The sequence below is a fragment of the Streptomyces tibetensis genome (assembly GCF_007655005.1).
In the GTDB taxonomy this organism is placed as follows: domain Bacteria; phylum Actinomycetota; class Actinomycetes; order Streptomycetales; family Streptomycetaceae; genus Streptomyces; species Streptomyces tibetensis.
The window spans coordinates 103,110-126,721 of the sequence record NZ_SZVW01000014.1; the positions used below are offsets into that span (position 1 = coordinate 103,110).

26 protein-coding genes are annotated in these 23,612 nt (G+C 72.2%); 7 read left to right on the forward strand and 19 right to left on the reverse strand.

All coding sequences use genetic code 11. The annotated features are described in order from the left end of the window. Positions 1-4: 4 nt before the first annotated feature. Entirely contained in the window at positions 5-1,174 is a 1,170-nt protein-coding gene (locus FDO69_RS24115) for a sensor histidine kinase (RefSeq protein ID WP_104781941.1), read from the reverse strand. Positions 1,175-1,282: 108 nt separating this feature from the next. Here FDO69_RS24115 and FDO69_RS24120 point away from each other — a divergent pair, with 108 nt between their 5' ends. The 3 genes from FDO69_RS24120 to FDO69_RS24130 are packed head-to-tail and all read left to right on the forward strand — an operon-like array spanning position 1,283 to position 3,418. After that, entirely contained in the window at positions 1,283-2,203 is a 921-nt protein-coding gene (locus tag FDO69_RS24120) for an ABC transporter ATP-binding protein (protein WP_104781942.1), read from the forward strand. A 2-nt stretch (positions 2,204-2,205) separates the two neighbouring features. Continuing rightward, a complete protein-coding gene (locus tag FDO69_RS24125; RefSeq protein ID WP_104781943.1) occupies positions 2,206-2,931 on the forward strand; it encodes an ABC transporter permease in 726 nt (241 codons plus the stop codon). A gap of 55 nt (positions 2,932-2,986) precedes the next feature. Next, positions 2,987-3,418, forward strand: a complete 432-nt coding sequence (locus FDO69_RS24130) for a hypothetical protein (RefSeq protein WP_104781944.1) — start codon at positions 2,987-2,989, stop codon at positions 3,416-3,418. A gap of 4 nt (positions 3,419-3,422) precedes the next feature. Here the strand turns inward: FDO69_RS24130 and mug are convergent, their stop codons facing one another. From mug to FDO69_RS24170, 8 genes are all read right to left on the reverse strand, one after another. Then, entirely contained in the window at positions 3,423-3,968 is a 546-nt protein-coding gene (gene mug / locus FDO69_RS24135; protein ID WP_104781945.1) for a G/U mismatch-specific DNA glycosylase, read from the reverse strand. 13 nt (positions 3,969-3,981) lie between these two features. Beyond that, positions 3,982-5,424 carry an adenylosuccinate lyase gene (gene purB, locus FDO69_RS24140; RefSeq protein ID WP_104781946.1) on the reverse strand — a complete coding sequence of 481 codons (1,443 nt, stop codon included), beginning with the start codon at positions 5,422-5,424 and terminating at the stop codon, positions 3,982-3,984. 103 nt (positions 5,425-5,527) lie between these two features. Then, positions 5,528-6,307 (reverse strand): SGNH/GDSL hydrolase family protein, encoded by a 780-nt coding sequence (locus FDO69_RS24145; RefSeq protein ID WP_104781947.1) that lies wholly within the window; start codon positions 6,305-6,307, stop codon positions 5,528-5,530. 200 nt (positions 6,308-6,507) lie between these two features. Then, positions 6,508-7,521, reverse strand: coding sequence for a hemolysin family protein (locus FDO69_RS24150; RefSeq protein WP_104781948.1), 1,014 nt, complete (start codon positions 7,519-7,521; stop codon positions 6,508-6,510). Beyond that, positions 7,518-8,858 carry a hemolysin family protein gene (locus tag FDO69_RS24155; protein WP_104781949.1) on the reverse strand — a complete coding sequence of 447 codons (1,341 nt, stop codon included), beginning with the start codon at positions 8,856-8,858 and terminating at the stop codon, positions 7,518-7,520. Before FDO69_RS24155 ends, FDO69_RS24150 begins: the two co-directional genes overlap by 4 nt. Positions 8,859-9,034: 176 nt before the next feature. Further along, positions 9,035-9,460, reverse strand: a complete 426-nt coding sequence (locus FDO69_RS24160; protein WP_104781950.1) for a GNAT family N-acetyltransferase — start codon at positions 9,458-9,460, stop codon at positions 9,035-9,037. Between the two features lie 55 nt (positions 9,461-9,515). Beyond that, positions 9,516-12,083 carry an ABC transporter permease gene (locus FDO69_RS24165; RefSeq protein WP_104781951.1) on the reverse strand — a complete coding sequence of 856 codons (2,568 nt, stop codon included), beginning with the start codon at positions 12,081-12,083 and terminating at the stop codon, positions 9,516-9,518. Positions 12,084-12,087: 4 nt separating this feature from the next. Then, a complete protein-coding gene (locus FDO69_RS24170; RefSeq protein ID WP_104781952.1) occupies positions 12,088-12,909 on the reverse strand; it encodes an ABC transporter ATP-binding protein in 822 nt (273 codons plus the stop codon). A gap of 134 nt (positions 12,910-13,043) precedes the next feature. Here FDO69_RS24170 and FDO69_RS24175 point away from each other — a divergent pair, with 134 nt between their 5' ends. Both FDO69_RS24175 and FDO69_RS24180 read left to right on the forward strand, forming a co-directional pair. Beyond that, positions 13,044-13,319, forward strand: a complete 276-nt coding sequence (locus FDO69_RS24175) for a toxin-antitoxin system HicB family antitoxin (RefSeq protein WP_104781953.1) — start codon at positions 13,044-13,046, stop codon at positions 13,317-13,319. A 4-nt stretch (positions 13,320-13,323) separates the two neighbouring features. Continuing rightward, positions 13,324-13,698: a fic family toxin-antitoxin system, toxin component gene (locus FDO69_RS24180; RefSeq protein ID WP_104781954.1), complete on the forward strand. Its 375-nt coding sequence runs from the start codon at positions 13,324-13,326 to the stop codon at positions 13,696-13,698. Here the strand turns inward: FDO69_RS24180 and FDO69_RS24185 are convergent, their stop codons facing one another. The 6 genes from FDO69_RS24185 to bioB form a co-directional block, all read right to left on the reverse strand. Next, on the reverse strand, positions 13,699-14,373 hold the full coding sequence (locus tag FDO69_RS24185) for a class I SAM-dependent methyltransferase (protein ID WP_104781955.1): 675 nt from the start codon (positions 14,371-14,373) through the stop codon (positions 13,699-13,701). 255 nt (positions 14,374-14,628) lie between these two features. Further along, entirely contained in the window at positions 14,629-14,949 is a 321-nt protein-coding gene (locus tag FDO69_RS42905; protein ID WP_199838304.1) for a hypothetical protein, read from the reverse strand. 1 nt (position 14,950) lies between these two features. Continuing rightward, positions 14,951-15,808: a class A beta-lactamase gene (bla, locus tag FDO69_RS24200; RefSeq protein ID WP_104782086.1), complete on the reverse strand. Its 858-nt coding sequence runs from the start codon at positions 15,806-15,808 to the stop codon at positions 14,951-14,953. A gap of 129 nt (positions 15,809-15,937) precedes the next feature. Further along, positions 15,938-16,663, reverse strand: a complete 726-nt coding sequence (gene bioD, locus FDO69_RS24205; RefSeq protein ID WP_104781956.1) for a dethiobiotin synthase — start codon at positions 16,661-16,663, stop codon at positions 15,938-15,940. A 1-nt stretch (position 16,664) separates the two neighbouring features. Continuing rightward, entirely contained in the window at positions 16,665-17,981 is a 1,317-nt protein-coding gene (locus tag FDO69_RS24210; protein WP_104781957.1) for an adenosylmethionine--8-amino-7-oxononanoate transaminase, read from the reverse strand. Further along, positions 17,974-19,149: a biotin synthase BioB gene (gene bioB, locus FDO69_RS24215; protein WP_104781958.1), complete on the reverse strand. Its 1,176-nt coding sequence runs from the start codon at positions 19,147-19,149 to the stop codon at positions 17,974-17,976. Before bioB ends, FDO69_RS24210 begins: the two co-directional genes overlap by 8 nt. Positions 19,150-19,299: 150 nt before the next feature. On the opposite strand from bioB, the gene FDO69_RS24220 reads away from it, so the two are divergent. Beyond that, positions 19,300-20,427 (forward strand): 8-amino-7-oxononanoate synthase, encoded by a 1,128-nt coding sequence (locus FDO69_RS24220; protein WP_104781959.1) that lies wholly within the window; start codon positions 19,300-19,302, stop codon positions 20,425-20,427. Positions 20,428-20,490: 63 nt separating this feature from the next. Here the strand turns inward: FDO69_RS24220 and FDO69_RS24225 are convergent, their stop codons facing one another. Together FDO69_RS24225 and FDO69_RS24230 are read right to left on the reverse strand one after the other, a co-directional pair. After that, positions 20,491-20,721: a DUF397 domain-containing protein gene (locus tag FDO69_RS24225; RefSeq protein ID WP_104781960.1), complete on the reverse strand. Its 231-nt coding sequence runs from the start codon at positions 20,719-20,721 to the stop codon at positions 20,491-20,493. 9 nt (positions 20,722-20,730) lie between these two features. Beyond that, positions 20,731-21,591 (reverse strand): helix-turn-helix domain-containing protein, encoded by an 861-nt coding sequence (locus tag FDO69_RS24230; RefSeq protein WP_104781961.1) that lies wholly within the window; start codon positions 21,589-21,591, stop codon positions 20,731-20,733. A 213-nt stretch (positions 21,592-21,804) separates the two neighbouring features. On the opposite strand from FDO69_RS24230, the gene FDO69_RS24235 reads away from it, so the two are divergent. Next, entirely contained in the window at positions 21,805-22,263 is a 459-nt protein-coding gene (locus FDO69_RS24235; RefSeq protein ID WP_104781962.1) for an ATP-binding protein, read from the forward strand. A gap of 162 nt (positions 22,264-22,425) precedes the next feature. On the opposite strand, the gene FDO69_RS24240 is transcribed toward FDO69_RS24235, so the two are convergent. Together FDO69_RS24240 and FDO69_RS24245 are read right to left on the reverse strand one after the other, a co-directional pair. Then, positions 22,426-23,055, reverse strand: a complete 630-nt coding sequence (locus tag FDO69_RS24240) for a DUF6328 family protein (protein ID WP_104781963.1) — start codon at positions 23,053-23,055, stop codon at positions 22,426-22,428. An 82-nt stretch (positions 23,056-23,137) separates the two neighbouring features. After that, positions 23,138-23,611 (reverse strand): C40 family peptidase, encoded by a 474-nt coding sequence (locus FDO69_RS24245; RefSeq protein ID WP_104781964.1) that lies wholly within the window; start codon positions 23,609-23,611, stop codon positions 23,138-23,140. Position 23,612: the final 1 nt, after the last annotated feature.

Below are 23,612 nucleotides of genomic sequence, written 5' to 3' on the forward strand. Positions count from 1 at the left end.
TAGATCAACTCAGCGGCAGTTCGACATGGACCTGCCAGTCACCGTCGTCGGGGCCGGTCCGGGCGCGTCCGCCGAGCAGGGCCGCCCGCTCGCGTATGCCCCGCAGGCCACTGCCGCGTCCGGGGCCGGACACCGGCGCGGTCAGCGGGTTGCGTATGGCGAGGACGAGGGTGTCGCCGGTGACCTCGATGCGTACCTGTGCCGGGACCGCCCCCGCGTGCCGCAGCACATTGGTCAGTGCCTCCTGGAGGATCCGGTAGCCCTCCCGGGACACCGGCCCGGGCACCGTCTCCACCGGGCCTGTCACCTCGGCGTCGACCTTCGCCCCGGAGGCGCGGGCCGACTCCAGCAGCCGGTCCGCGTCCGCCAGGGTCGGTCTGCCGCTCACGGGCTTCTGCGACTCGCGCAGGACGCCCAGCACTCGCTCCAGGTCCTCCAACGCGGCCCGTCCGGTCTCCTCGATGGCGACCAGCGCCCGGTCGGTGAAGGCCGGATCGCCCGCCGCCCGGGCGGCGCCCGCCTGCACGACGGCGACCGTGAGCGCGTGCCCGATGGAGTCGTGCAACTCGCGGGCGATCCGCGTGCGTTCCAGCAGCTGCTCGGTGCGCTCCTCCAGTGCCGCCATCCGCTCGGCGGGGGACGGGCCGAGAAGCCGTTCGGCCAGCGCGGTGACGAAGTGACCCGACCACACCACGACCAGGGCGAGGAGAACCAGCGGCACGGGGGCGAGCACTGCGTGCCACCAGTGGTTGCCCTCGACGGTCATGAATCCGTCGGCGGCGGGCCCATGGCCGAGTCCCGTCGTCAGCAAGTCCACCGCCAGCAGGGGCAACTGGACGGAGACGTGGGCCACCACCCAGCCGAGGCACAGTCGTGCCTCCAGCCATACCACCGTCCGCCCGCGGTCGGCCCACGTGACCGACGGGGTGGTCACGATCTCCGGGCTTCCTGCGTCCTGCCGATGGCCGGTCAGCAGCAGCCTGGCCTGGAAACCCTCCACGACCCGCGTGAGGGGCACGAGGCCCGCCATTGCGAGCAGCACGGCGGCCGTGATCTGGGTCCACCAGGCCTCCTGGATGAACAGCCACAACGACGGCCACACGATGGCCACCACGATGTGCAGCCACCGCTTGTACGTGACGGCCCGCATGAACGGGCGCAGCATGCGGACCATGGCGTCATCGTGCCAGCAGGCACCGACAGCGAGCCTCCCCCGCACGGGGGAGACGATCTCCACCACCGGGGGAGGCCCGCACCGCGGTCCGGCCGCGACGCTGCTGCCATGACCAGCATCGACGTCCAGGACCTCACCAAGGAGTTCGGCGGCCGGCGAGCCGTGGACCGGCTCACCTTCCGCGTGCTGCCCGGCCGCGTCACCGGCTTCCTCGGCCCGAACGGCGCCGGGAAATCCACCACCATGCGGCTGGTGCTCGGCCTCGACCGGCCGACCGCCGGTTCCGCCACGATCGGCGGCAGGCCCTACCCGGCGCTCCGCGAACCGCTGCGCCACGTCGGAGCCCTGCTCGACGCGCAGGCCGCGCACGGCTCCCGCACCGCCCGCGACCATCTCCGCGTCCTGGCGGCGAGCAACCGCATCCCGGACTCGCGGGTCGACGAGGTCCTGGCGGAGACGGGCCTGGCGTCGGTGGCACGGCGCCGGGTACGGACGTACTCCCTGGGCATGCGCCAGCGGCTCGGCATCGCCGCCGCCCTGCTGGGCGACCCCGAGGTCGTCATGCTGGACGAGCCGTCCAACGGTCTCGACCCCGAAGGCATCGTGTGGATCAGGCGGTTGCTGCGCCGGCTCGCGGCAGAGGGCCGCACGGTCCTGGTCTCCAGTCACCTGATGAACGAGACCGCGTCCTTCGCCGACCACCTGGTCGTCCTCGGCCGGGGCCGGCTCCTCGCCGACACCCCGATGCGGGACTTCATCCACGCGCGTGTGCAGCCCCGCGTCCGCATCCGCACGACCGACCCCGGCGCCCTCACATCGGCCCTCGCCCGGCACGGCCACGCCGCCGAGGAACACGCGGACGGGCACTGGACGGTGCGCGACGCCCGCGTGGACGACATCGGCCGCATCGCCTCGGCCTCGGGTGTGCCGGTCCTGGAACTGGCCGCCGAGGAGGGCACCTTGGAGCAGGCCTACTTCGACCTCACCGGCGCCGAGACCGAGTTCACCGCACAGCCCCAGGAGGCCTGACCATGGAATTCGCGCCCGTACTGCGCTCCGAGTGGCTGAAGGTCCGCACCCTGCGCTCGCTCCCGGGAGCACTGCTGGCCCTGCTCGCCGTGACCACGGCGTTCTCCGCGATCGCCGGAGCCTCCGATGCCGCGGACCCGGGGTTCGATCCGCTGTTCACGGCCCTGTCCGGCGTCATTCCGGGCCAGATCGCGGCCGTCACCTTCGGGGCCATGGCCGTGTCGTCGGAGTTCCAGCAGGGCGCACTGCGGCTCTCCCTGGCCGCGGTGCCGCAGCGCGGACGGTGGTTCGCGGCCAAGGCGGCCGTCATCGCCCTGCCGGCGCTCCTGGTGGGGCTGGGCACGGCCTTCGCCGCCCTCCTCGTGGGGCGGGCGGGGCTCGGCGCGGCGGCCGACGGGCTCGGCACCGGCGCGCAGGTGCGCGGGGTGGTGGGCTGTGGTGTCTACCTGATGCTGATGGCCCTGTTCGCCGCGGGGATCGCCGCCCTGCTCCGCAGCGGCGTGGCCACCCTCTCCCTGCTGGTGCCGTTCATCCTCGTCGTGTCGTTCGTGATCGGCGACGCGACGGGCACCGTCGCCGACTTCCTGCCCGACAAGGCCGGGCAGTTGGTCCTCCGGGAGACGTACGACGGCACCCTCGGCCCCTGGTCGGGGCTCGGGGTGACCGCGCTGTGGACGGCCGCCGCCCTGCTGGCGGGAGCCTGGAGCGTACGCCACAGGGACGCCTGACGGCGGGCCGGTTGATGCCCCGCCAAGTGTCAGTGGCGGCGGGTTTACTGGACCCATGAACATCGCACAGCACATCGCCCTCATCGACGAGCTGTGCTACCGCCCCTTTCCGGCGGAGCACGGCCCGTCGGACATCGGCGTCTCGGGGCCCGGTCACCACCTCGCGGTGTTAGCGGCCGGGACCGACGGCGACCCCGGAGCCCGGGCGGTGACGATCGACCAGTTCGAGAAGGACCGGGACGCCGTCTACGAACTCCTCGCCTCCCGCTGGGGCGACACGGACCCCTACAACCTGCAGACCGTGCTGCTGCGCACCGAGCGGGAGGACATACCACGGCCGTGGGCCGAGTTGAGCGCGCGGGCCGGCGTCGCCCACCTGTGGGAGGTGGAGGGCACGGGCCGCTGGGTCGCCGTGGCGGTCGCGGACCGGGACGCCTCACGGGAGGTCCTGCTGCTGGCCCTGGTCACGGAGACGGACCCGCCGTAGCGGATCAGTCCCCGGCGGCTTCCCTCAGCCGCCCGAACTCCTGCGCCATCGTCTCGACCGTCCAGTGCGCGTTCAGCCCGCTCGGATTGGGCAGCACCCACACGCGCGTGTCACCGATCGTCCGAGCCTGCGGCCCCACCCGCGCCTTGCGGTCGTCGAACGCGGCGCGGTACGCGGTCACGCCGACCACGGCCAGCCAGCGCGGCCGCAGCCGTTCCACCTTCGCCGCGAGCAGCCGCCCGCCCTCCCGGTACTCCTCGGCGCTCAGCTCGTCGGCCCGGGCGGAGGCCCGCGCCACGACGTTGGTGATGCCGAGCCCGTAGGACAGCAACTCCTGCTGCTCGGACGGCTTCAGCAGCCGTGGTGTGAACCCGGACCGGTGCAGCACCGGCCAGAAGCGGTTGCCCGGCCGGGCGAAGTGATGGCCCGTCGCGGCCGTCATCAGGCCGGGGTTGATACCGCAGAACAGGACGTGCAGACCCTCCGCGACCACGTCGGGCACGACGCGGTCGCGGGCGGCCTGGAGCTCCTCGGGCGTGAAACGCGCCATCGCGAGCGGCGCGTCAGAGGATCGCGCCGGGCGTGTAGCCCGCGGCCTCGGGGTGCTGCTTGACGATCTCCTCGACCCGGGCGACGACGGCGGCGACCTGGTCACCCGCGGCACCGGTGAAGGACAGCTTGTCGGCCATCAGCGCGTCCAGCTGTTCCCGGTCCAGCGGGATGCGCGCGTCGGCGGCCAGCTTGTCCAGCAGCTCGTTGCGCTCGGCGCCCTGCTCGCGCATGGCGAGCGCGGAGGCGACGGCGTTCTCCTTGATCGCCTCGTGCGCGAGCTCCCGGCCGACACCCGCGCGCACGGCGCCCATGAGGACCTTCGTGGTGGCGAGGAAGGGCAGGTAGCGGTCCAGCTCACGGGCGACGACCGCCGGGAACGCGCCGAACTCGTCGAGCACCGTCAGGAACGTCTCCAGCAGACCGTCCAGCGCGAAGAACGCGTCCGGCAGCGCGACCCGGCGCACCACCGAGCAGGACACGTCGCCCTCGTTCCACTGGTCGCCCGCCAGCTCGCCGGTCATCGAGGCGTACCCGCGCAGGATCACCATCAGGCCGTTGACGCGCTCGCAGGAGCGGGTGTTCATCTTGTGCGGCATCGCCGAGGAGCCGACCTGGCCGGGCTTGAAGCCCTCGGTGACCAGCTCGTGTCCGGCCATCAGCCGGATCGTCTTGGCCAGCGACGACGGGGCCGCCGCCAGCTGCACCAGCGCGGTGACGACCTCGTAGTCCAGCGAGCGCGGGTAGACCTGGCCGACCGAGGTGAACGCCTGCGAGAAGCCCAGGTGCGTGGCGATCCGCTGCTCCAGGTCCGCGAGCTTCGCGGCATCCCCGCCCAGCAGGTCCAGCATGTCCTGCGCGGTGCCGACCGGGCCCTTGATGCCGCGCAGCGGGTAGCGGCCCAGCAGCTCCTCGATGCGGCCGTGGGCGACGAGCAGCTCGTCGGTGGCGGTGGCGAAGCGCTTGCCGAGGGTGGTGGCCTGGGCGGCGACGTTGTGCGAGCGGCCGGCCATGACCAGCTCGCCGTACTCGCCGGCCAGCTTGCCGAGCCGGGCGAGGACGGCGACCGCGCGGTCGCGGACCAGCTCCAGCGAGAGGCGGATCTGCAGCTGCTCGACGTTCTCGGTGAGGTCGCGGGACGTCATGCCCTTGTGCACGTGCTCGTGCCCGGCGAGGTCGTTGAACTCCTCGATCCGCGCCTTCACGTCGTGCCGCGTGACCTTCTCGCGCTCGGCGATGGAGGCCAGGTCGACGGTGTCGAGGACGCGCTCGTAGTCGGCGAGCGCCGCGTCCGGCACCTCGATGCCGAGGTCCTTCTGGGCCCGCAGCACGGCGAGCCAGAGCTGCCGCTCCAGCTTCACCTTCTGCTCGGGGGACCAGAGCGTGGCGAGCTCGGCGGAGGCGTAGCGTCCGGCGAGGACGTTCGGGATGCGGGGCTTGGCGGGCGCAGAAGTCACGTGTACGGATTCTACTGGCGATTCCTGCAGGCCAGCGCCGCGGGTGTCTTTGTCGGAACCTACGAAGCGGTCCGGCTGCGTCCACCTGCGGCTACGCCAGGTCCTAGGCCAGTTCCTCGTACGGCAGCAGCTCCGGCCGCTTCGGGGGCAGTCCGTCGCCCGAGGAGCGGCCCGTCAGGCGGCGGCCTATCCACGGGAGCAGGTGCTGTCGGGCGAATCGCGCGTCCGCCACGCGTCGCATGACCCAGCCCGGCGGCAGCGTCGCCGGCATCGGCGTGTGCCACTCGGCGTCCTCGGGGTCGTAGCCCAGCGTCTGCCAGACCGCCTCCGCGACCCGGCGGTGGCCCTCGGCCGTCAGGTGCAGCCGGTCCACGTCCCACATCCGCGGATCGCTCAGGGAGGGCGCGCCGTACAGGTCGACGACGATCGCTCCGTGCCGGGCGGCCAGCTCGTCGACGCAGGCGAACAGCTCCTCCATGCGCGGCCGGAACCGTGCCTGGACCGGGCCCTGCCGCCCGGGGCTGCGCATCAGTACGAGCTGCCGGCAGGCGGGGGCCAGCTTCTCCACGGCCTCCTCCAGGAGCCCGCGGACCCGGCCCATGTCGCACTTGGGCCGCAGCGTGTCGTTGAGCCCGCCGACCAGGGTGATCACGTCGGCTCCCATGGCCGCCGCGACGTCGACCTGCTCGTCGACGATCTGCTGGATCAGCTTGCCGCGCACCGCGAGGTTGGCGTACCGGAAGCCGGGCGTCCGGGCGGCCATCCGCGCGGCGAGCAAGTCGGCCCAGCCCCGGTAGGTGCCGTCGGGCATCAGGTCCGACATGCCCTCGGTGAAGGAGTCGCCGAGGGCGACCAGGCTGCTGTGGGTGGGGTTCGTCTGCATGGCGACGGAAATAATATCCCGTGCACATACCCGTCAGTCGGTCGGCCCCGCCCGACCGGGTCTCGGCCCCGCTGACGACCAGCTCCCACGCCCGCTGACGACCAGTTCCCACGCCCGCTGACGACCAGCTCCCACGCCCGCCGGGCCCGGTTCCTTACGCCCGCTGACGACCAGCTCCCACGCCCGCCGGGCCCGGTTCCTCACGCCCGCTGGCCGAACAGCTCCCGCAGGACGTCCTCCATCGTCACCAGGCCGGCCAGCCGCCCGTCCGCCCCGAGGGCCGCCGCGAGGTGGGTGCGGCTGCCCCGCATGGCCGTGAGGACGTCGTCCAGCGGCGTGTGTTCCCGCACCCGCGCGATGGGCCGCATGTCCCGCAACCGGAACGGCACATCACGCCCGGCGGCGTCCAGCGCGTCCTTCACATGCAGGTATCCGACGATCCGCCGCCCCTCGTCGACCACCGGGAAGCGGGAGAACCCGGACTCCGCCGACAGTCGCTCCAGCTCCTCCGGCGTGACACCCACACTCGCGTACACCACGCGTTCCAGCGGCAGCACCACGTCCCGCACCGGACGGCGGCCCAGCTCCAGCGCGTCGCGCAGCCGCTCCTGGGCGCGGTCGTCGATCAGGCCGGCCTCGCTGGAGTCCTTCACGATCTGCGCTATCTCCGCGTCCGAGTAGGAGGCGGCGATCTCCTCCCGGGCCTCCACCCGCAGCAGCTTCAGCAGCGTGTTGGCGAAGGCGTTCACCGTGAAGATCACCGGACGCAGGGCACGGGACAGCGCCACCAGGGGCGGTCCGAGCGCCAGCGCGCTGCGCACCGGCTCGGCGAGCGCGATGTTCTTCGGCACCATCTCGCCGAGCAGCATGTGCAGATAGGTCGCGAGGGACAGCGCGATCACGAAGGACACCGCGTGCCCCGCGCCCTCGGGCACGCCCACCGCGTGGAACACCGGCTCCAGCAGATGCGCGATCGCGGGCTCGGCCACCACACCCAGCACCAGGGTGCACAGCGTGATGCCGAGCTGGGCGGCCGCCATCAGCGCGGACACGTGCTCCAGGCCCCACAGCACGCTCTTCGCGCGCCGGTCGCCCTGGTCGGCGTAGGGCTCGATCTGGCTGCGGCGCACGGAGATCAGCGCGAACTCGGCGCCGACGAAGAAGGCGTTGACGACGAGCGTCGCCAGTCCGATCAGCAGCTGGACGACGGTCACAGCTCCACCCCCTTCTCGTCGGGCTTGTGGTCGTCGAGGGGTGCGCGCAGCCGCACGCGGGCCGCCCGGCGCCCCGTGGCGTCCAGGACCTCCAGGTGCCAGCCGGCGACCTCGAGGGTGTCACCGGCGGCCGGTATCCGGCCGAGCACCGTCGCCACCAGCCCGGCGAGCGTCTCGTAGGGCCCCTCCGGCGCGCGCAGCCCGACCCGCTCCAGGTGGTCCACGCGTGCGGAGCCGTCGGCCGAGTACAGCGCGTGCCCGGACTCGTCCGTGCCGGCTGCGGCCAGATCCGGCGTCTCGTGCGGGTCGTGCTCGTCGCGCACCTCGCCGACGACCTCCTCGACGATGTCCTCCAGCGTGGCCACGCCCGCCGTGCCGCCGTACTCGTCGATCACGACGGCCATCGTGCGCTTGCCGGAGAGCCGGTCCAGGAGCCGGTCGACGGTGAGCGTCTCCGGAACCAGCAGGGGTTCGCGCATCAGCTCGGAGACGTAGATCCGGGTCCGGCGCTCGGCCGGTACCGCCAGCACGTCCTTGACGTGGGCCGTCCCGACGACCGAGTCGAGGGTCCCGCGGTAGACGGGGAACCGGGACAGGCCCGTCGCCCGGGTGGCGTTCGCCACGTCCTCCAGGGTCGCCTGCACTTCCAGCGCGACGACCTGCACCCGGGGCGTCATGACGTTCTCCGCGGTCAGGTCGGCGAGGTTCAGCGTGCGCACGAACAGCTCGGCGGTGTCCGCCTCCAGGGCGCCCTCCTTGGCGGAGTGCCGGGCGAGGGCGGCGAGCTCCTGCGGCCCGCGCGCCGAGGCGAGTTCCTCGGCCGGCTCGACCCCGATCCGTCGCACGACCCGGTTCGCCGTGTTGTTGAGGTGCGTGATGAACGGCCGGAAGGCGGCACTGAACCAGCGCTGGGCGTTGCCCACGGTCTTGGCGACGGTCAGCGGCGAGGAGATCGCCCAGTTCTTGGGCACCAGCTCGCCCACGACCATCAGGAACATCGTGGACAAGGCGGTGCCGATCACCAGCGCGATGCTGTGCGACGCCGAGCGCGAGACGCCGAGGTCCTCCAGTGGCCCGGCGATCAGGGCGGCGATCGACGGCTCGGCGAGCATGCCGACCACCAGGTTCGTGACCGTGATGCCGAGCTGCGCCCCGGAAAGCTGGAACGTCAGGTTCCGTACGGCCTTCAGCGCACCCTGCGCACCCCGCTCGCCGCGCTCGACGGCCTGCTCCAGCTCGGCGCGCTCGACCGTGGTGAGGGAGAACTCGGCCGCCACGAAGGCACCGCAGGCCAGCGAGAGCGCGATCGCCGCCAGAAGGAGGAGCACTTCGGTCATCGGTTCACCCCCGTTCCATGGTTCTCCAGGACGGGGCGGAACGCGCGGTGTCGCGCGCGGGCAGGCTCGCCCATGGGTGGAGGCTCACAACCTTTCATGCAGGACCGAGTGGCCACTCAAGAGTAAAGGATGGGCAAAGTCCGCCTCTGGTCGTGATCACGGCCTCGCGGTCATGACTACTCGGTGAGCGGCTTCACCCAACGTCGCCACTGCTCCTCTGCCCCGTATCCGGCCGCTCCCCACGTCCGCTGCGCGGTCTCGTTGCGCGTGAGCACCATCGCGTCTGCGCGGCGCCCGCCGAGCCGTACGAACCGCGCCTCCGCGGCGGCGAGCAGCGCGGTCGCGATGCCCCGGCGGCGCTGGTCCGGATGCACGGCCAGCCGGTACAGATGGCAGCGCCAGCCGTCGAACCCGGCGATCACCGTGCCGGCCAGTTCGCCGCCACGTTCGGCCAGGATCAGCGCCTCGGGGTCACGCGCGACGAGCCGCTCCACCCCGGCGCGGTCGTCGCTGATGCTCGTGCCCTCGGCGGCGACCTTCCAGAAGGCCAGCACGGCGTCGAGGTCCTCGGGCGTCGCGGCCCGGATATGCAAGTCGGTCATCGCATGATCACATCACTCGCGCCTGCCCGTGGCAGACCGTTTCACCATCCGGACCTCACTCGTGCGCGATGGCCGCCAGCACGTTCATGCGGGAGGCGCGCAACGCCGGCAGCAGCGCCGCCACCACTCCGACCACCGCCGAACCGGCCACCACCAGCACGATCGTGACCCACGGGATCGCCAGGGCCGTCATGCCCTGGAGCGCCAGTACCTGATGCATGCACACACCCCACACCAGCCCCAGCGCCAGCCCGAGGACCGCGCCGAACACCGCGATCACCACCGACTCCAGCCGGATCATCCGCCGCAGCTGGCGCCGGGCCAGCCCGATCGCCCGCAGCAGGCCGATCTCCCGGGTGCGTTCGACGACCGACAGCGCGAGCGTGTTGACCACGCCCAGTACCGCGATGATGATCGCCAGCCCGAGCAGCGCGTACACGAGGTACAGCAGGACGGCGATCTGGTCATGGACCAGCTGCTTGTAGTCGGCCAGGTCCCGCACCTGCACCTGTGGGTACGGGTCCAGGGTCTGCTCCAGGTGCGCGCGCAGATCGTCGTCGCTCGTGCCTGCGGCGGCGTTGACGTACAGCGCGGAGTCCCGCCCGCCCGGCGCGTACCGCTCCAGGGTGCCCAGCCCGAAGAACAGCCCGCCCTGGGTGCCGAACCCCTCGGCGGCGTCCTGATCGGTGAGCGCGCCGACCGTCAGCCCGGCCGAGCGTCCGCCCGGGAACTCCACCGGGAGGACGCCGCCCACCCGGACGCCGTGGTCGCGTGCGAAGTCCCGGTCCATGGCCAGGTGCCCGCGTGCGAGCGCGGCAGCCGAGTGCCCTTGCGCGTAGGTGATGTCGGCGACCTCGTCGAGCCGCGGATCGTAGCCCGCCGCCGTGGTCTCCACGCGGTCGCCGTCCGGGAGGCGCACCGCGACCGGTGTGAACCTTCCGCGCACGACCAGGCCCACGCCGTCCGTGCGGCGCACCTTGTCGGTGACCTCCTGCGGGAACGGCTGGAAGTTGGTGTTCTGCACGACGAAGTCGGCGCCGAGCGTCGTGTCGATCTGCCGGTCGAACGACGCGGTCATCGACTCGCTCGCCACCGACATCCCGCCGACCAGGGCGATTCCCACCATCAGAGCCGCCGCGGTGGCTCCGGTGCGACGAGGGTTGCGCAGGGCGTTGCGCTGGCTCATCCGGCCGATCGGACCGAACAGCGCGGGGAAGGCCGCGCCGAGCACCCGGATCACCGGGCGCACCAGCAGGGGCCCGGCGATCACCGTCGCGATCAGGGTGAGCACCACGCCGAGCCCGAGCAGGGAAGCCGCCGACGACGTCTGCCGGGACACGGCGCAGCCCGCGAGCGCCGCCGCACCGGCCGCCCCCACGAGCGCACCCGCCACCGCACGCACCCGCAGCGGCCGGCCCACCCCGGCCACCTCGGCGTCCGAGAGCGCGGCCATCGGCGAGACGCCCGCGGCCCGCCGGGCCGGGAGGTACGCGGCGACGAAGGTGACGCCGAGCCCGACGACGTACGCCGCCACGGGGGTCACCCAGCCGATCTGCATCTCGTCGGCGTCGATGTTCATGCCGAACAGGCCCATCAGCCCGATCAGCCCGGCCGCCAGCCCGATGCCCGCGGCGAGTCCCAGCGTGGAGCCGACCAGGCCGAGCAGCAGCGCCTCGGTGAGCACCGAGGCGCGGACCTGGCGCCGGTCGGCGCCCAGCGCCCGCAGCAGGCCCAGCTCGCGGGTGCGCTGGGCGATGAGCATGGAGAAGGTGTTGACGATCAGGAAGACGCCGACCAGGACGGCGATCCCGGCGAAGCCGAGCATCACGTACTTGATGACGTCGAGGAACCCGCCCAGCTGCTCGACGTCGGACTCGGCCTGTTCGCCGGCCGTCCTGAAGTCATAGGTGTGCGCGCCGAGCGCGCCGGCCACGCGCTGTTCGAGCCGGTCGTCGCCGACGCCCTGTGCCGCGTCGACCGAGATGCTCGTGGCCGTGCCCGCCCGGCCCAGCAGCTTCGTCTGGGCGGTCGGGGTGTCGAAGTAGAGCAGGGCGGAGCCGGGGTTCGTGGTCGTGAACGTGACGATGCCGACCACCCGGACCCGGAACGACCCGGGGGGTGCGATGACCGTGAGGGCGTCACCGATGTGCACGTTCTTGCGGTCGGCGGTCTCGGAGTCGAGCAGCGCCTGCGCGGGTCCGCGCGGGGCGTTGCCCGAGGTCAGCCGCACGGGGCTGCGTTCGTGCGGGTTCCAGGCGTAACCGAGCGTGGGGGCCCCGGTGGTCGGGCCCACCGGTTCGTTCTCCTCGTTCACGACCGTGAGGCCGTTGACCTTGACGTCGGCGCGGGCCGCTACGACCCCGTCGACCTGCCGGACCCGTTCGGCGAGCGCGGCCGGCAGGGTGGCCGTGCGGCCCGACGGCAGCGCCTCGTCGAGGTCCTTCTTCGGGCTGACCGTGACATCGGCCGCGGTGGAGGCGAACAGCCGGTCGAACGTGTGGCTGACGGTGTCCGAGAAGATCAGGCTCCCCGTGACGAACGCGACGGACAGCAGGACGGCGAGCGCGGAGAGCAGCAGCCGCCCCTTGTGCGCCAGGAAGCTCCGCAGGGTCGCCTTGAGCACGGGCTCAGTTCTCCTCGCCCGACGCCGGGGCGCCGGCGTCCTCGGAGCGGGTGCGGATCACGTCGAACCTCTTCATCCGTTCCAGGACCGCCTCCGCCGTCGGGCGCCGCATCTCGTCGACGATCCGGCCGTCCCCGAGGAAGAGCACCAGGTCCGAGTGGGCGGCGGCGCCCGGGTCGTGGGTGACCATGACGACCGTCTGCCCGAGCCGGTCCACCGCCTCGCGCAGGAAGCCGAGCACCTCCAGCCCGGCGCGCGAGTCGAGGTTGCCGGTCGGTTCGTCCGCGAAGATCAGCTCGGGCCGGGAGGCCAGCGCCCGCGCGCAGGCCACGCGCTGCTGCTGCCCGCCGGAGAGCTGCGAGGGCCGGTGCCCCAGCCGGTCCCGAAGGCCCAGGGTGTCGATCACCTGGTCCAGCCACTTCCCGTCCGGTTTCCGGCCCGCGATGTCCATGGGCAGGGTGATGTTCTCCAGTGCGTTCAGGGTCGGGATGAGGTTGAACGACTGGAACATGAACCCGATCCGGTCCCGGCGCAGCCGCGTCAGCTCGCGCTCCCTCAGCCCGGTGATCTCCGTGTCCCCCAGCCACACCTGACCGGCCGAGACGGTGTCGAGCCCGGCCAGACAGTGCATCAGCGTGGACTTCCCGGAACCCGACGGGCCCATCACCGCGGTGAACCGGCCCCGGACGACGTCGACGTCCACCGAGTCGAGCGCGAGCACGGCCGTCTCGCCCGTGCCGTACGCCTTGGTCAAACCGCGGGCGCGGGCCGCGATTCCGTCGGCCGGCGCGAGGCCGGGAGCGTGCTCCGCAGCAGGTGTGGACAAGGCCGCCTCCTCTGGGTGGACGTGCGTGGCTCCAACCCTGCCCGAGAGTAATGTGACCCGGCCCACACTCGGTATCCTCCGCGGGTCGGACACCGCCCTTGCCGGTGCTAGCACCTCCGCGCTAGCTTCGAGGTATGGCGAAGACCCAGCTGAACGTGCGCGTCGACGAGGGCACCGCGCGCGCCGCCCGCGAACGCGCCCTGGCCCGTGGGATGAGCGTCAACCGTTACATCGAGGAGTTGGTCAGACAGGACACCGGCGAGGTGGGCCACACCTTCGTGGAGGCCGCCGCGGACTTCATGAAGCAGTACGAGTCCGTCTTCGCCGAGGAGTTCGGTGGGGGTGCCCCCGCTCGAGCGAAGCCGAGAGTGGGGGAGGACCGCGAGGGCACGCGCGAAGGTCGCCACTGAACCGTTGAACAACCTCGAGATCGACCTCGCCTGGCTGCTGATGCTCGCCGAGCACAAGACCCCGGGGGACCCCCAGGTCACAGACTGGGGAGCCCTCGTCGCCGCCGTCGCCCGCCACCAGGCCGCCGTGTTCGACGTCCCCGTCTACGACAGCCCGCACGCCCGCGCCGCCGCCCTGCTCCAGCTGCTGATCCACGTCCCCGCGCTGGAACGCTCCAACGCCCTGTTCGCCTCCGCCGTCGCCTATGCGTACCTCGTCGCCAGCGGCGTCAAGGTCATCACCTCGCCCGAGCAGGTCCGCGACCTCGCCCGGCTGGTCAAGAGCGGCGAGGCCTCCGTGCGGGAGATCGAGCAGGAGCTGCGTCAGTGGAGCCTGTGATCACCCGCCGACCGGGCGCCACGCGGTCCCGAGCACGCAGTACGAGGTGGGCAGCTGCGGCCCCTCCGCAGGCATCAGCACCTGCCGGTAGGGGCCGAGTTCGAACCCGGCGTCCCGCAGCGCCCGCACGGGTTCCCGCGCCACATGGCAGCCCCCGCTCAGCACCGGCCACACCGTCCGGTCCAGCGCCTGCTGCGTGAGGGTCATCGCTCGGCCGCCGCCCCGGCCGTGTTCGAAGAACCGCACCTCGCCGCCCGGCCGCAGCACCCGCCGCAGCTCCGCGAGCGCCCGGGGCACGTCCCGCACGCTGCACAGCACCAGCGACACCACGGCCGCGTCGAAGCCCTCGCTCTTGACCGGCAGCGCCTCGGCCGCACCCGGCACCACGTCCACCGGCACCTCGGCTCGCAGAGCGGCCTCCACGGCCAGGTGGCGCAGCCGCCGCTCCGGTTCGATCGCCACGACCTCCGCGACGGTGCCCGGGTAGTGCGCGAAGTTCAGCCCGTTGCCCGCGCCGATCTCGATCACCCGCCCCGACAGCCCGCCGAGCAGTCTCCCGCGTATCGGGCCCATGCCCATCCGGGTCTCTGCGGCCACGCTGATCCGGGCGTAGCAGCGGGCGAACAGCGGATGGTGCACGGCGTCTTGCGACACCTTGCCGGAGCGGAGCGGCATGGGAACCTCCCTGACGAGGCCGGCCTTGCGCCTTACCGGGATTGTCCCCCGGACGAGCCCGGCGCACCCCTGCCGCCTACCGCAGGAGTACGCGGCCCAGCACCGGAAGGTGGTCGCTGTCTGGCTCTGGCTGTTCGGCGGGATGTGGTTCTCCTCGCCCCCGTACGACCTGACCGTCGTCCAGCACCACGTGGCCGACGACAACGTCGATCCCGCTCACCTCCCGGTTGCACGCGCCGTCCGGGAGCTTCGCGTTCAGCCGGCCGGCCTGCCGGTGCCGAGGACCGACCAGGTGCTGGGCCGGGGGGTGAGGCTGACGGAGGTGTCGGCGCTGGAGGCGACCGCGACGACGGCGGGTGCCAGACAGGCGAGCAGTCCCGGCACCGACCGTCTGAGCGCGGCGAGGCGGGCGAGCAGCGGCACCGCCGAGCCCAGCCACGGCAGGAACGTCTCCAGCAGGCTCCCCAGCCGCCCGACCCCGTCGGGCACGGCGGAGTGCAGGGCGAGCAGACCGGCGACCCCGAGGGCGCCGGTCACCGGCCAGGCGTCCCACGACGTCCTGCCGAGGCCGGTCACGCTAGGCGAGTTCCGCCGCCAGCAGTGCGGCCGTCCGGGCCACCAGCGGGTTGTCGGCCGGGGCGTCCTCCTCCGACCGGGTGGTCAGCACCGACATCACGATCGGCGGACCGTCCGGCGGCCAGGTGATGCCCACGTCGTTGTTGCTGCCGTACTGCCCGCCCCCCGTCTTGTCGGCGAGCAGCCAGTCGGCCGGCAGACCCTTGCGGAACCTCTCCAAGCTCGTGGTGTTGCGCAGCAGCCAGTCCGTGAGCCGGGCCTTGTCCCGGGGCTCAAGCACGTCGCCGAGCACCAGCCGGGCGTAGGTCAGGCCGATGGCGCGCGGGGAGGTCGTGTCGGTGACGCGCCACGGCTCCGCGGAGTTGAGCTCGGGCTCCCAGCGGTCCAGCCGGGTGACACGGTCACCCGTCGAGCGGGCGAAGCGCGTGATCGCGGTCGGTCCGCCCAGCTCCTTCAGCAGCAGGTTGCCCGCGGTGTTGTCGCTGAAGCGGATGGTGGCGTCGCACAGTTCGCCCACGGTCATTCCGGTCGCCACGTGATTCTCGGTGACGGGGGAGTGTTGCGACGCGTCGACGTAGGCCTGGGTGTAGTGGATGCGCCGGGCCAGGAACTCGCCGTCGCGGTCGAGGTCGCGCAGTACCGCCGCGGCGGCCAGTGTCTTGAACACCGAGGCCATCGGGAAGCGCTCGTCGGCCCGGTAGGCCACCGTCCGGCCCGTGCGCATGTTGCGGGCGTACACGCCCAGCCGGGCGGTGTGCTCCTGCTCCAGTTCCCGTAACCGCGCGGTCGCCCCGCCGGTGGCGGTCGAGGCGTGTGCCGTGCCGCCGCCCAGCGCGAGAGCGGCTGCGGCCGTGCCCATCGCGAGGGCCGTGCGGCGGGACGGGCGTGATGCGTTCGTGTGCAAGGTGGTCCCTTCGGAGGCGATCAGGTACGTGGTTGAACACGCGATCACGTCCGCTCCGGTTTCACCGCGCGTCAGCCGGGACCCTCAGAGCGCCTCGGGCGCCTCCCGTACCCGGAAGGCCTCCGCGTCCCAGGAACCGTCCAGCCCGGGCGCGAGCCAGTGCGGCGCTGCTGCCCGGAAGGCGGTGGGGGGCAGGGCGCCGGACCCCTCCGGGACGGAGCCCAGCAGCGGCGCTCCGGCCACGTCCGGCAGGTCCGCGAGATTGCAGCGCGCGGCGAGATCCGGGGCCGCGGGCCAGCTCCCGATCACGATCCCGGCCGGTTCCAGCCCCCGGGAGCGCAGTTCACGCGCCGTCAGCTCCGTGGTGTTGAGGGTGCCGAGCCCCGCGGGCGCCACGACCAGCACCGGCGCCGACAGCGACCGGGCCGCGTCCGCCAGGGTCCCGCCGGCCGCGTCGAACCGGACGAGCAGTCCGCCCGCCCCTTCGACCAGCACCAGGTCGTGCTCGGCGGCCAGCTTGGCGGCGGCCTCCGCCACCTCGTGCGGATGGACCGGGGCCCGGCCGGCCCGGCGCGCCGCCGTGGCCGGGGCCAGCGGCTCGGGATACCGGGCCAGTTCGGCCGTCGTCACCGGGCCCGCCAGGCGCGCCACCTCGGCGGCGTCCCCGGGCTCGTCCGGCCGTACGCCCGTCTGTGCGGCCTTCAGCACGGCCACCGAACGGCCCGCCGCCAGCGCCGTCGCCGCGACGGCGGCGGTCACGACCGTCTTGCCGACCTCCGTGCCCGTGCCCGTGATCACCAGTACCGGCATGTCACCCCTCCCGCGCCGCCGCGCACACGGCGCGCGCGATCCTGGCCAGGTCCGCGTCGCCCGTCACGTACGGCGGCATGGTGTAGATCAGATCGCGGAACGGCCGCAGCCACACGCCCTCGCGCACGGCAGCCCGCGTCGCCGCCTCCATGTCCACGGCGTGGTCCAGCTGGACCACGCCGATGGCGCCGAGGACGCGTACGTCCTTCACGCCCGGCAGGTCCCGGGCGGCCGCGAGCCCGTCCCGCAGTCCCGTCTCGATCCGCTTGACCTCCGCGAGCCAGTCCTGACCGAGCAGCAGCTCGATCGAGGCGCAGGCCACCGCCGCCGCGAGCGGATTGCCCATGAACGTCGGCCCGTGTGCGAGCACCGGCACCTCGCCCCGCGAGATGCCGTCGGCCACCCGCGCGGTGCACAGCGTCGCCGCCATGGTCATATAGCCGCCGGTCAGCGCCTTGCCCACGCACATCACGTCCGGCGTGACGGCCGCGTGCTCCGCCGCGAACATCGCACCCGTACGGCCGAAGCCGGTCGCGATCTCGTCGAACACCAGCAGCACGTCGTGCGCGTCGCACGCCTCGCGCAGCACCCGCAGATAGGCAGGGGAGTGGAACCGCATCCCGCCCGCGCCCTGCACCACCGGCTCGACGATCACCGCCGCCAGTTCACCGGCGTGCTGTTCGATCAGCGACCGCAACTGCTCGGCGTACGCCTCCTCGAACTGTGCCGGGGGCGGGTCGGCGAACACCTGACGTTGCAGCACCCCGGTCCACAGGCCGTGCATCCCGCCCTCGGGATCGCACACCGACATCGGCTGCCAGGTGTCGCCGTGGTAGCCGCCGCGCCAGGTCAGCAGCCGCTGCTTGCCGGGGCGGCCGAGCGAACGCCAGTACTGCAGACACATCTTGACCGCCACCTCGACCGACACCGACCCGGAGTCGGCCAGGAAGACGTGCTTCAGGCCCTCGGGCGACATGTCGACAAGGAGCTTCGCCAGCCGCACGGCGGGCTCGTGGGTGAGCCCGCCGAACATCACGTGGGACATCCGCCCGAGCTGCTCGCGGGCGGCCTCGTTGAGCACCGGGTGGTTGTAGCCGTGGATCGCCGACCACCAGGACGACATCCCGTCGACGAGCTCGCGCGGGCCGTCCGGCACACCGGAACCGTCTGCGACGTGCGAGCCGTGGGCGAGCCGCAGTCGCACCCCGCTCGCCGACTCCACGACGAGCGGTTCCTGCCGCCCGGGCATCGGGCCGTACGGATGCCACACATGCCGCCGGTCGAGCTCCAGCAGCTCGGGCACCGTCAGCTCAGGCATTGGGCGCGAGGTCCGTTCCGGCGCCCCGGCGGCGGACGGCGATCAGGTCGGTACGGGCGTCCGGGGCCGTACGGGGCTCGGAGACCTCCGGCGCGGCGTCGGAGCCGCAGGCTCCGCCACCCCCGGAACCGCAGGCGCCGCCACCGTCGTGGCAGCCCCCGGCGGCCCGGTGCTCCGGCAGCGTCACCTGGTCGGTGCCCTCCACCTCGAAGCCGGCGTCCGCGATCATCTCCAGGTCGGCCTTGCCGGCCTGGCCCTCACTCGTGAGGTAGTCGCCGAGGAAGATCGAGTTGGCCAGGTGCAGCGCGAGCGGCTGCATCGTGCGCAGATGGACCTCGCGCCCGCCCGCGATCCGCACCTCGACGTCCGGGCAGACGAACCGCGTCATCGCCAGGATCCTGAGGCACCGCTGGGGGGTCAGGTTCCACTCCTTGCCGAGCGGAGTGCCCTCGAACGGGATCAGGAAGTTGACCGGAACCGAGTCCGGGTCCAGCTCACGCAGCGAGTAGACGACGTCCACCAGGTCCTCGTCCGTCTCGCCCATGCCGGCGATCAGCCCGGAGCAGGCGGACAGACCGGCCGCGTGCGCCTTCTGCACGGTGTCGACGCGGTCCTCGTAGGTGTGCGTGGTGGTGATCTCCCCGTACGTCGCCTCGGACGTGTTGAGGTTGTGGTTGTAGGCGTCGGCGCCGGCCTCGCGAAGCCGCTCCGCCTGGCCGTCGGAGAGCAGTCCGAGGCAGGCGCACACCTCGACGCCCTCGTTGTTGTCCTTGATCGCCTTGATCGTCTCGGAGACCCGGTCCACGTCCCGGTCGGTCGGGCCGCGCCCGCTCGCCACCAGGCAGACCCGCTTGGCGCCGCCGGCCACCCCGGCCGCCGCCGCGTCGGACGCCTGGTCGGGCTTCAGCCAGGTGTACTTCAGGATCCCGGCCGTCGAGCCGAGCCGCTGCGAACAGTAGGAGCAGTCCTCGGGGCAGAGGCCGGACTTGAGGTTGACGAGATAGTTCAGTTTCACCCGTCGGCCGAACCAGTGCCGGCGCACCTTTCCGGCCGCGGCCACCACATCGAGCAGATCGTCGTCGGACGTCGCGAGGACGGCAAGTGCCTCGTCGCGGGTCGGCAGCTCGCGCCGAAGCCCCTTGTCCACCAGCGTGTTCAGCAGGTCCATGGGAGCCGATCCTGTCCTAAGGAGGCGCCCGGGGCAAAGGAGAGTTCGCACAACAGAGTCGCTTCGAGGTGTGGGTATTGCCACACACTGACCTGCTGGTGGCCCCGCTAGTGTCTGTGCACTGCCTACAAATTCCCCGGGAGACCACCCATGGCGTTCGGCTGGATCGACGAGCAGGCGGAGCTGCGCGCCCGCGCCGGACTCGTACGGACTCTGCGCCCCCGTCCGGCCGATTCGCCGCTGCTCGACCTGGCAAGCAACGACTACCTCGGGCTGGCCCGCCACCCCGAGGTCACCGAGGGCGCCGCCCGGGCCGCGCGGGACTGGGGCGGCGGCTCGACCGGCTCCCGGCTCGTCACCGGAACGACCGAACTGCACGCCGAACTCGAGCGGGAACTGGCCGATTTCTGCGGTTTCGAGGCGGCCCTCGTCTTCTCCTCCGGCTACGCCGCCAACCTCGCCGCGGTCACCGCGCTGGGCCCCCACGGCTCCCTGATCGTCTCCGACGCGGGCAACCACGCCTCGCTCATCGACGGCTGCCGGCTCGCCCGCGGCACCACCCAGGTGGTGGCGCACGCCGAGCCGGACGCCGTGCGCAAGGCGCTGGCGACCCACGAGGGCACGGCGATCGCCGTGTCCGACACGGTCTTCTCGGTCGACGGCGACGCGGCCCCCCTCGCCGCGCTCGCCGGGGCCTGCCGGGAGCAGGGTGCCGGGCTGGTCGTCGACGACGCCCACGGACTGGGCGTTCTCGGTGACGGCGGCCGCGGCGCTCCGCACGGGGCGGGCCTCGCGGGCGCCGGCGACGTCGTCGCGACGGTCACCCTCTCCAAGTCGCTCGGCAGCCAGGGCGGAGCCGTCCTCGGCCCCGCGCGGGTCGTCGACCACCTGGTCAACGCGGCCCGGACGTTCATCTTCGACACCGGACTCGCCCCCGCGGCGGCGGGGGCGGCCCTGGCGGCCCTGCGGCTGCTGCGCCGCGAGCCGCAGCGGGCGGCACGGGCCCGCGCGGTGGCGGGCGAACTGCACGCACGCCTGACCGCCGCGGGTCTGGAAGCGGTCCGTCCGGACGCCGCGGTGGTCTCGGTGCGGGCGGCCTCTCCCGAGGACGCCGTGCGCTGGGCGGCACAGTGCCGCGCGGCGGGCCTGGCCGTGGGGTGCTTCCGGCCCCCTTCCGTGCCGGACGGGATCTCACGGCTCAGGCTGACCGCACGCGCGGACCTGACCGGTCAGCAGATCGAACGCGCTGTACGGCTGATCGGCGAGACGCGGCCATGAGTCGGCGTGACACGGCCGTGCGTCGCACGATGACGGTCTGATCGAACGCGCCCGCAAGCGCGCCTACATACGGTCCACCCCGGCCGCGAAGGCCTGCCAGCTCCCCGCGGAGAAGAGCAGCGCGGGTCCGGCCGGGTCCTTGGAGTCGCGCACGGCGAGCAGCCCGGCCCAGGGCGGGGCATCCGGGCACCCGGTCTCGACGCAGTTGTTCGCGCCGGTGCTGTAGCTGCTGCGCAACCACCGCACACCGTGCAGTTCGATGCTTGAGGGGACGTGACGAGGCAGTGCACGCATGGTGCCTCCTTACGCGCCGGCGGCTGTCCCGGCGATGAAATCCAACGAGTCCTCGGGCGAAAGGGCGTGGATCTGAAGGGCGTTGAAGGCCTCCGTGTAGGCCTGGAGGTCTTCTTTCCGTTCGAGGTAGAGGCTACTCGTCAAGTGGTCGAGAACAACCACATCCAGATCAGAAGTGCTCGAAAATGAGAAGATAACGAAAGGTCCGGTGACGCCGATGTGTGCTCCGGCGGCGAACGGCAGTACCTGCAGGCGCACTTGGGGCAGCCGGGCCGCCTCGACGAGTCGTTCCAGCTGGCGGGCCATGACCCCGGGTCCGCCCACTTCCCGCCGCAGTACCGCCTCGTCCAGCACGGCGCTCAGTTCCAGCGGGGGATCGGCGCGCAGCACGTCCTGCCGGGCCAGCCGCACCTCGACCAGTGTGTCGAGCCGGTCCTCCGGGAGCCCCTCCACCGCGGCCCGGGTCACCGCACGCGCGTACTCGGGCGTCTGGAGCAGGCCCGGGACGACGGTGGTCTCCAGCGTGCGCATCGCGCCGGCCTGGGACTCCAGGCTGATGAAGTCCCGGTAGGTCGGCGGCAGCACCCCGCGGTAGGCGTGCCACCAGTGGTGGCGGCCGTCGCTGTCCTCGGCGCCCGCCAACATCATGAGCAGTTCGCGGAGTTGGGCGTCCGTGACACCGTAGGCATTCAGAAGTAACCGCACATCGGCCGGTTTCACCCCGCTCGTGCCCGTCTCGATCCGGCTGACCTTGGACTGGTGCCAGCCCACCAGCCGGGCCGCCTCACCGCTTGTGAGCCCCGCCGAGGAGCGCAGCGCACGCAGTTCGGCGCCCAGTTTCCGGCGGCGCACCGCGGGACCGTGCTGCATGCGCTCCTCCTTACTCCTTCGGAGCCACCCAAATACGGTTTCGCGGCGCAGAGTTCACCGCTTTGAGCGACAGATATATGCATATCTTGGTGGATCGCCGACCTTCACGGGTGTTCTGGTGGCAGTCTGACGACGAAGCACCAGTCCGGGACCGTACTCGAACCATCCGCTCCGTGTCGGGCTACGGTCCCGTGGGAAAGGGACGACGTCGCCATGGCAGACCATCTGGAAGCATCCGTCACTCTGCCGAGCGATCCCGCCTCGGTCTCCGCAGCGCGTGCCTATGTGGTGAGCACGCTGGCGGAGTGGGGCCTGCCGGCGGACACGGACGTGTCCGACACCGTCCGGCTCATCATCTCGGAACTCGCCACCAACGCCGTCCAGCACACCTTCGGCCAGTCGCCCACCTTCACCGTGGACGTCGTGCTGGACCGCGACGAACAGCTGCGCATCGGTGTCACGGACAGTCACCCGCGTTTCCCCAGACGCCTGCCCGCAGCCGTCCAGCAGGACAACGGCCGCGGCCTGGTCATCATCCGCTGGCTGACCGCCGAGTGCGGCGGCAGACTGCGCATCCGCCCGACCCGCGAGGGCGGCAAGACCGTCTCGATCGAACTCCCGTGGGCCGTTCCGGTCCGGCCGGTGACGACGGCGGGCCAGCAGGAGCCGTAGCCGGTCGCAGCAGGACCCTGAAAGACCTGAGAACCTGACAGACCTGAAGGCCCCCCATCGGGTGCCCTCGACGCACGCCGGCCCGCGCGACCCGCATCCGGGCCGTCCCACGGCTCTACGCAGCCCACTGAGCGCCTCGCGGCCCTCCGGAGCCCGTGACCGTCACCGGTGCCGAGCCGACGCCTCCCGGTGTGCTGCCGCCCCTCGAAGCCCTGACGGCTGCCGGACAGTGCGCCGCAGCGGTGCGGGGATCCTGATCTCGGCCCCCTCCGGATCCTCCTCGGTGGCCCCCTCGGCGCCGTCCCGTTCCCCGTGCAGCCCCGCCCGTCGCACCAGCCGCGGAAGCACCCCCCACAGTCCGACGCAGACCAGGAAGGTCGCGGCGCCCGCGGCGATGCCACCGGGACGGCCCGTGGTCACGTCGACCACCAGCAGCACCGAGCCGCTGAACGCGAACACCAGCACGCTCAGACCTGTCGTGGCCAGGCGCGAGGAGACCTGCACTATGCGGGGCTTGGCGCCCTGCTGGAAGAGGGAGCGGTGCAGCGCGGCCGGCGCGGTGAAGAGCGCGGCGGCCAGGACCGCCAGCAGCAGCGTGATCACGTAGGTGACGCGCTGGACCGTGTCGAGGTCCCCGAAGCGCGAGGTGAAGGCCAGCGACAGCAGGAAGGCGAAGAGGATCTGCACACCCGTCTGGGTGACGCGGAGCTCCTGGAGCAGCTCGACGAAGTTGCGGTCGGCGCGTTGCAGCGGAGTCTCGTTGCGCGCGGTGCAGGGACGGTGCTCGGCCATGACATCACGGGTATCCACAAGAGCCCGTGTCACGCTCCGGCGTGCGGCGGCGCGTGAAGGACGCCGCCGCACGCCGGGCGGATCACTTCACGCGCCCGTACCAGACGCTCTTGGTCCAGATCTTCTGCAGCCGCACCACGTCCCCGCTCTTCGGGGAGTGCCAGAGCTTGTTCTTACCCGCGTAGATGCCGACGTGGTACACGTTGCTGCCCGAGTGGAAGAACACCAGGTCTCCCGCCTTGCGGCTCTTGGCGGAGATGTGGCGCGTCTTGTTGTACTGCTGGGCAGCCGTGCGGGGGAGCTTTTTGCCGGCCTTCTTGAACGAGTAGAGCGTGAGCCCGGAGCAGTCGAACCGGTGCGGCCCTATCGCCCCGTACTTGTAGGGCGAACCCTTCTTGGATGCCGCGATCTGGAGTGCCTTGGTCGCCGGTGTGGCTGCCGCGGCCTCGGAGGCGAAGCCGGGGGCCACGATCGAACCGCCCACAGCGGCGATGGTCAGCGCCGAGGCCGTACCGGCTCGGGCCATGAGCGACGGGACACGATTGAGCGCAGTCATG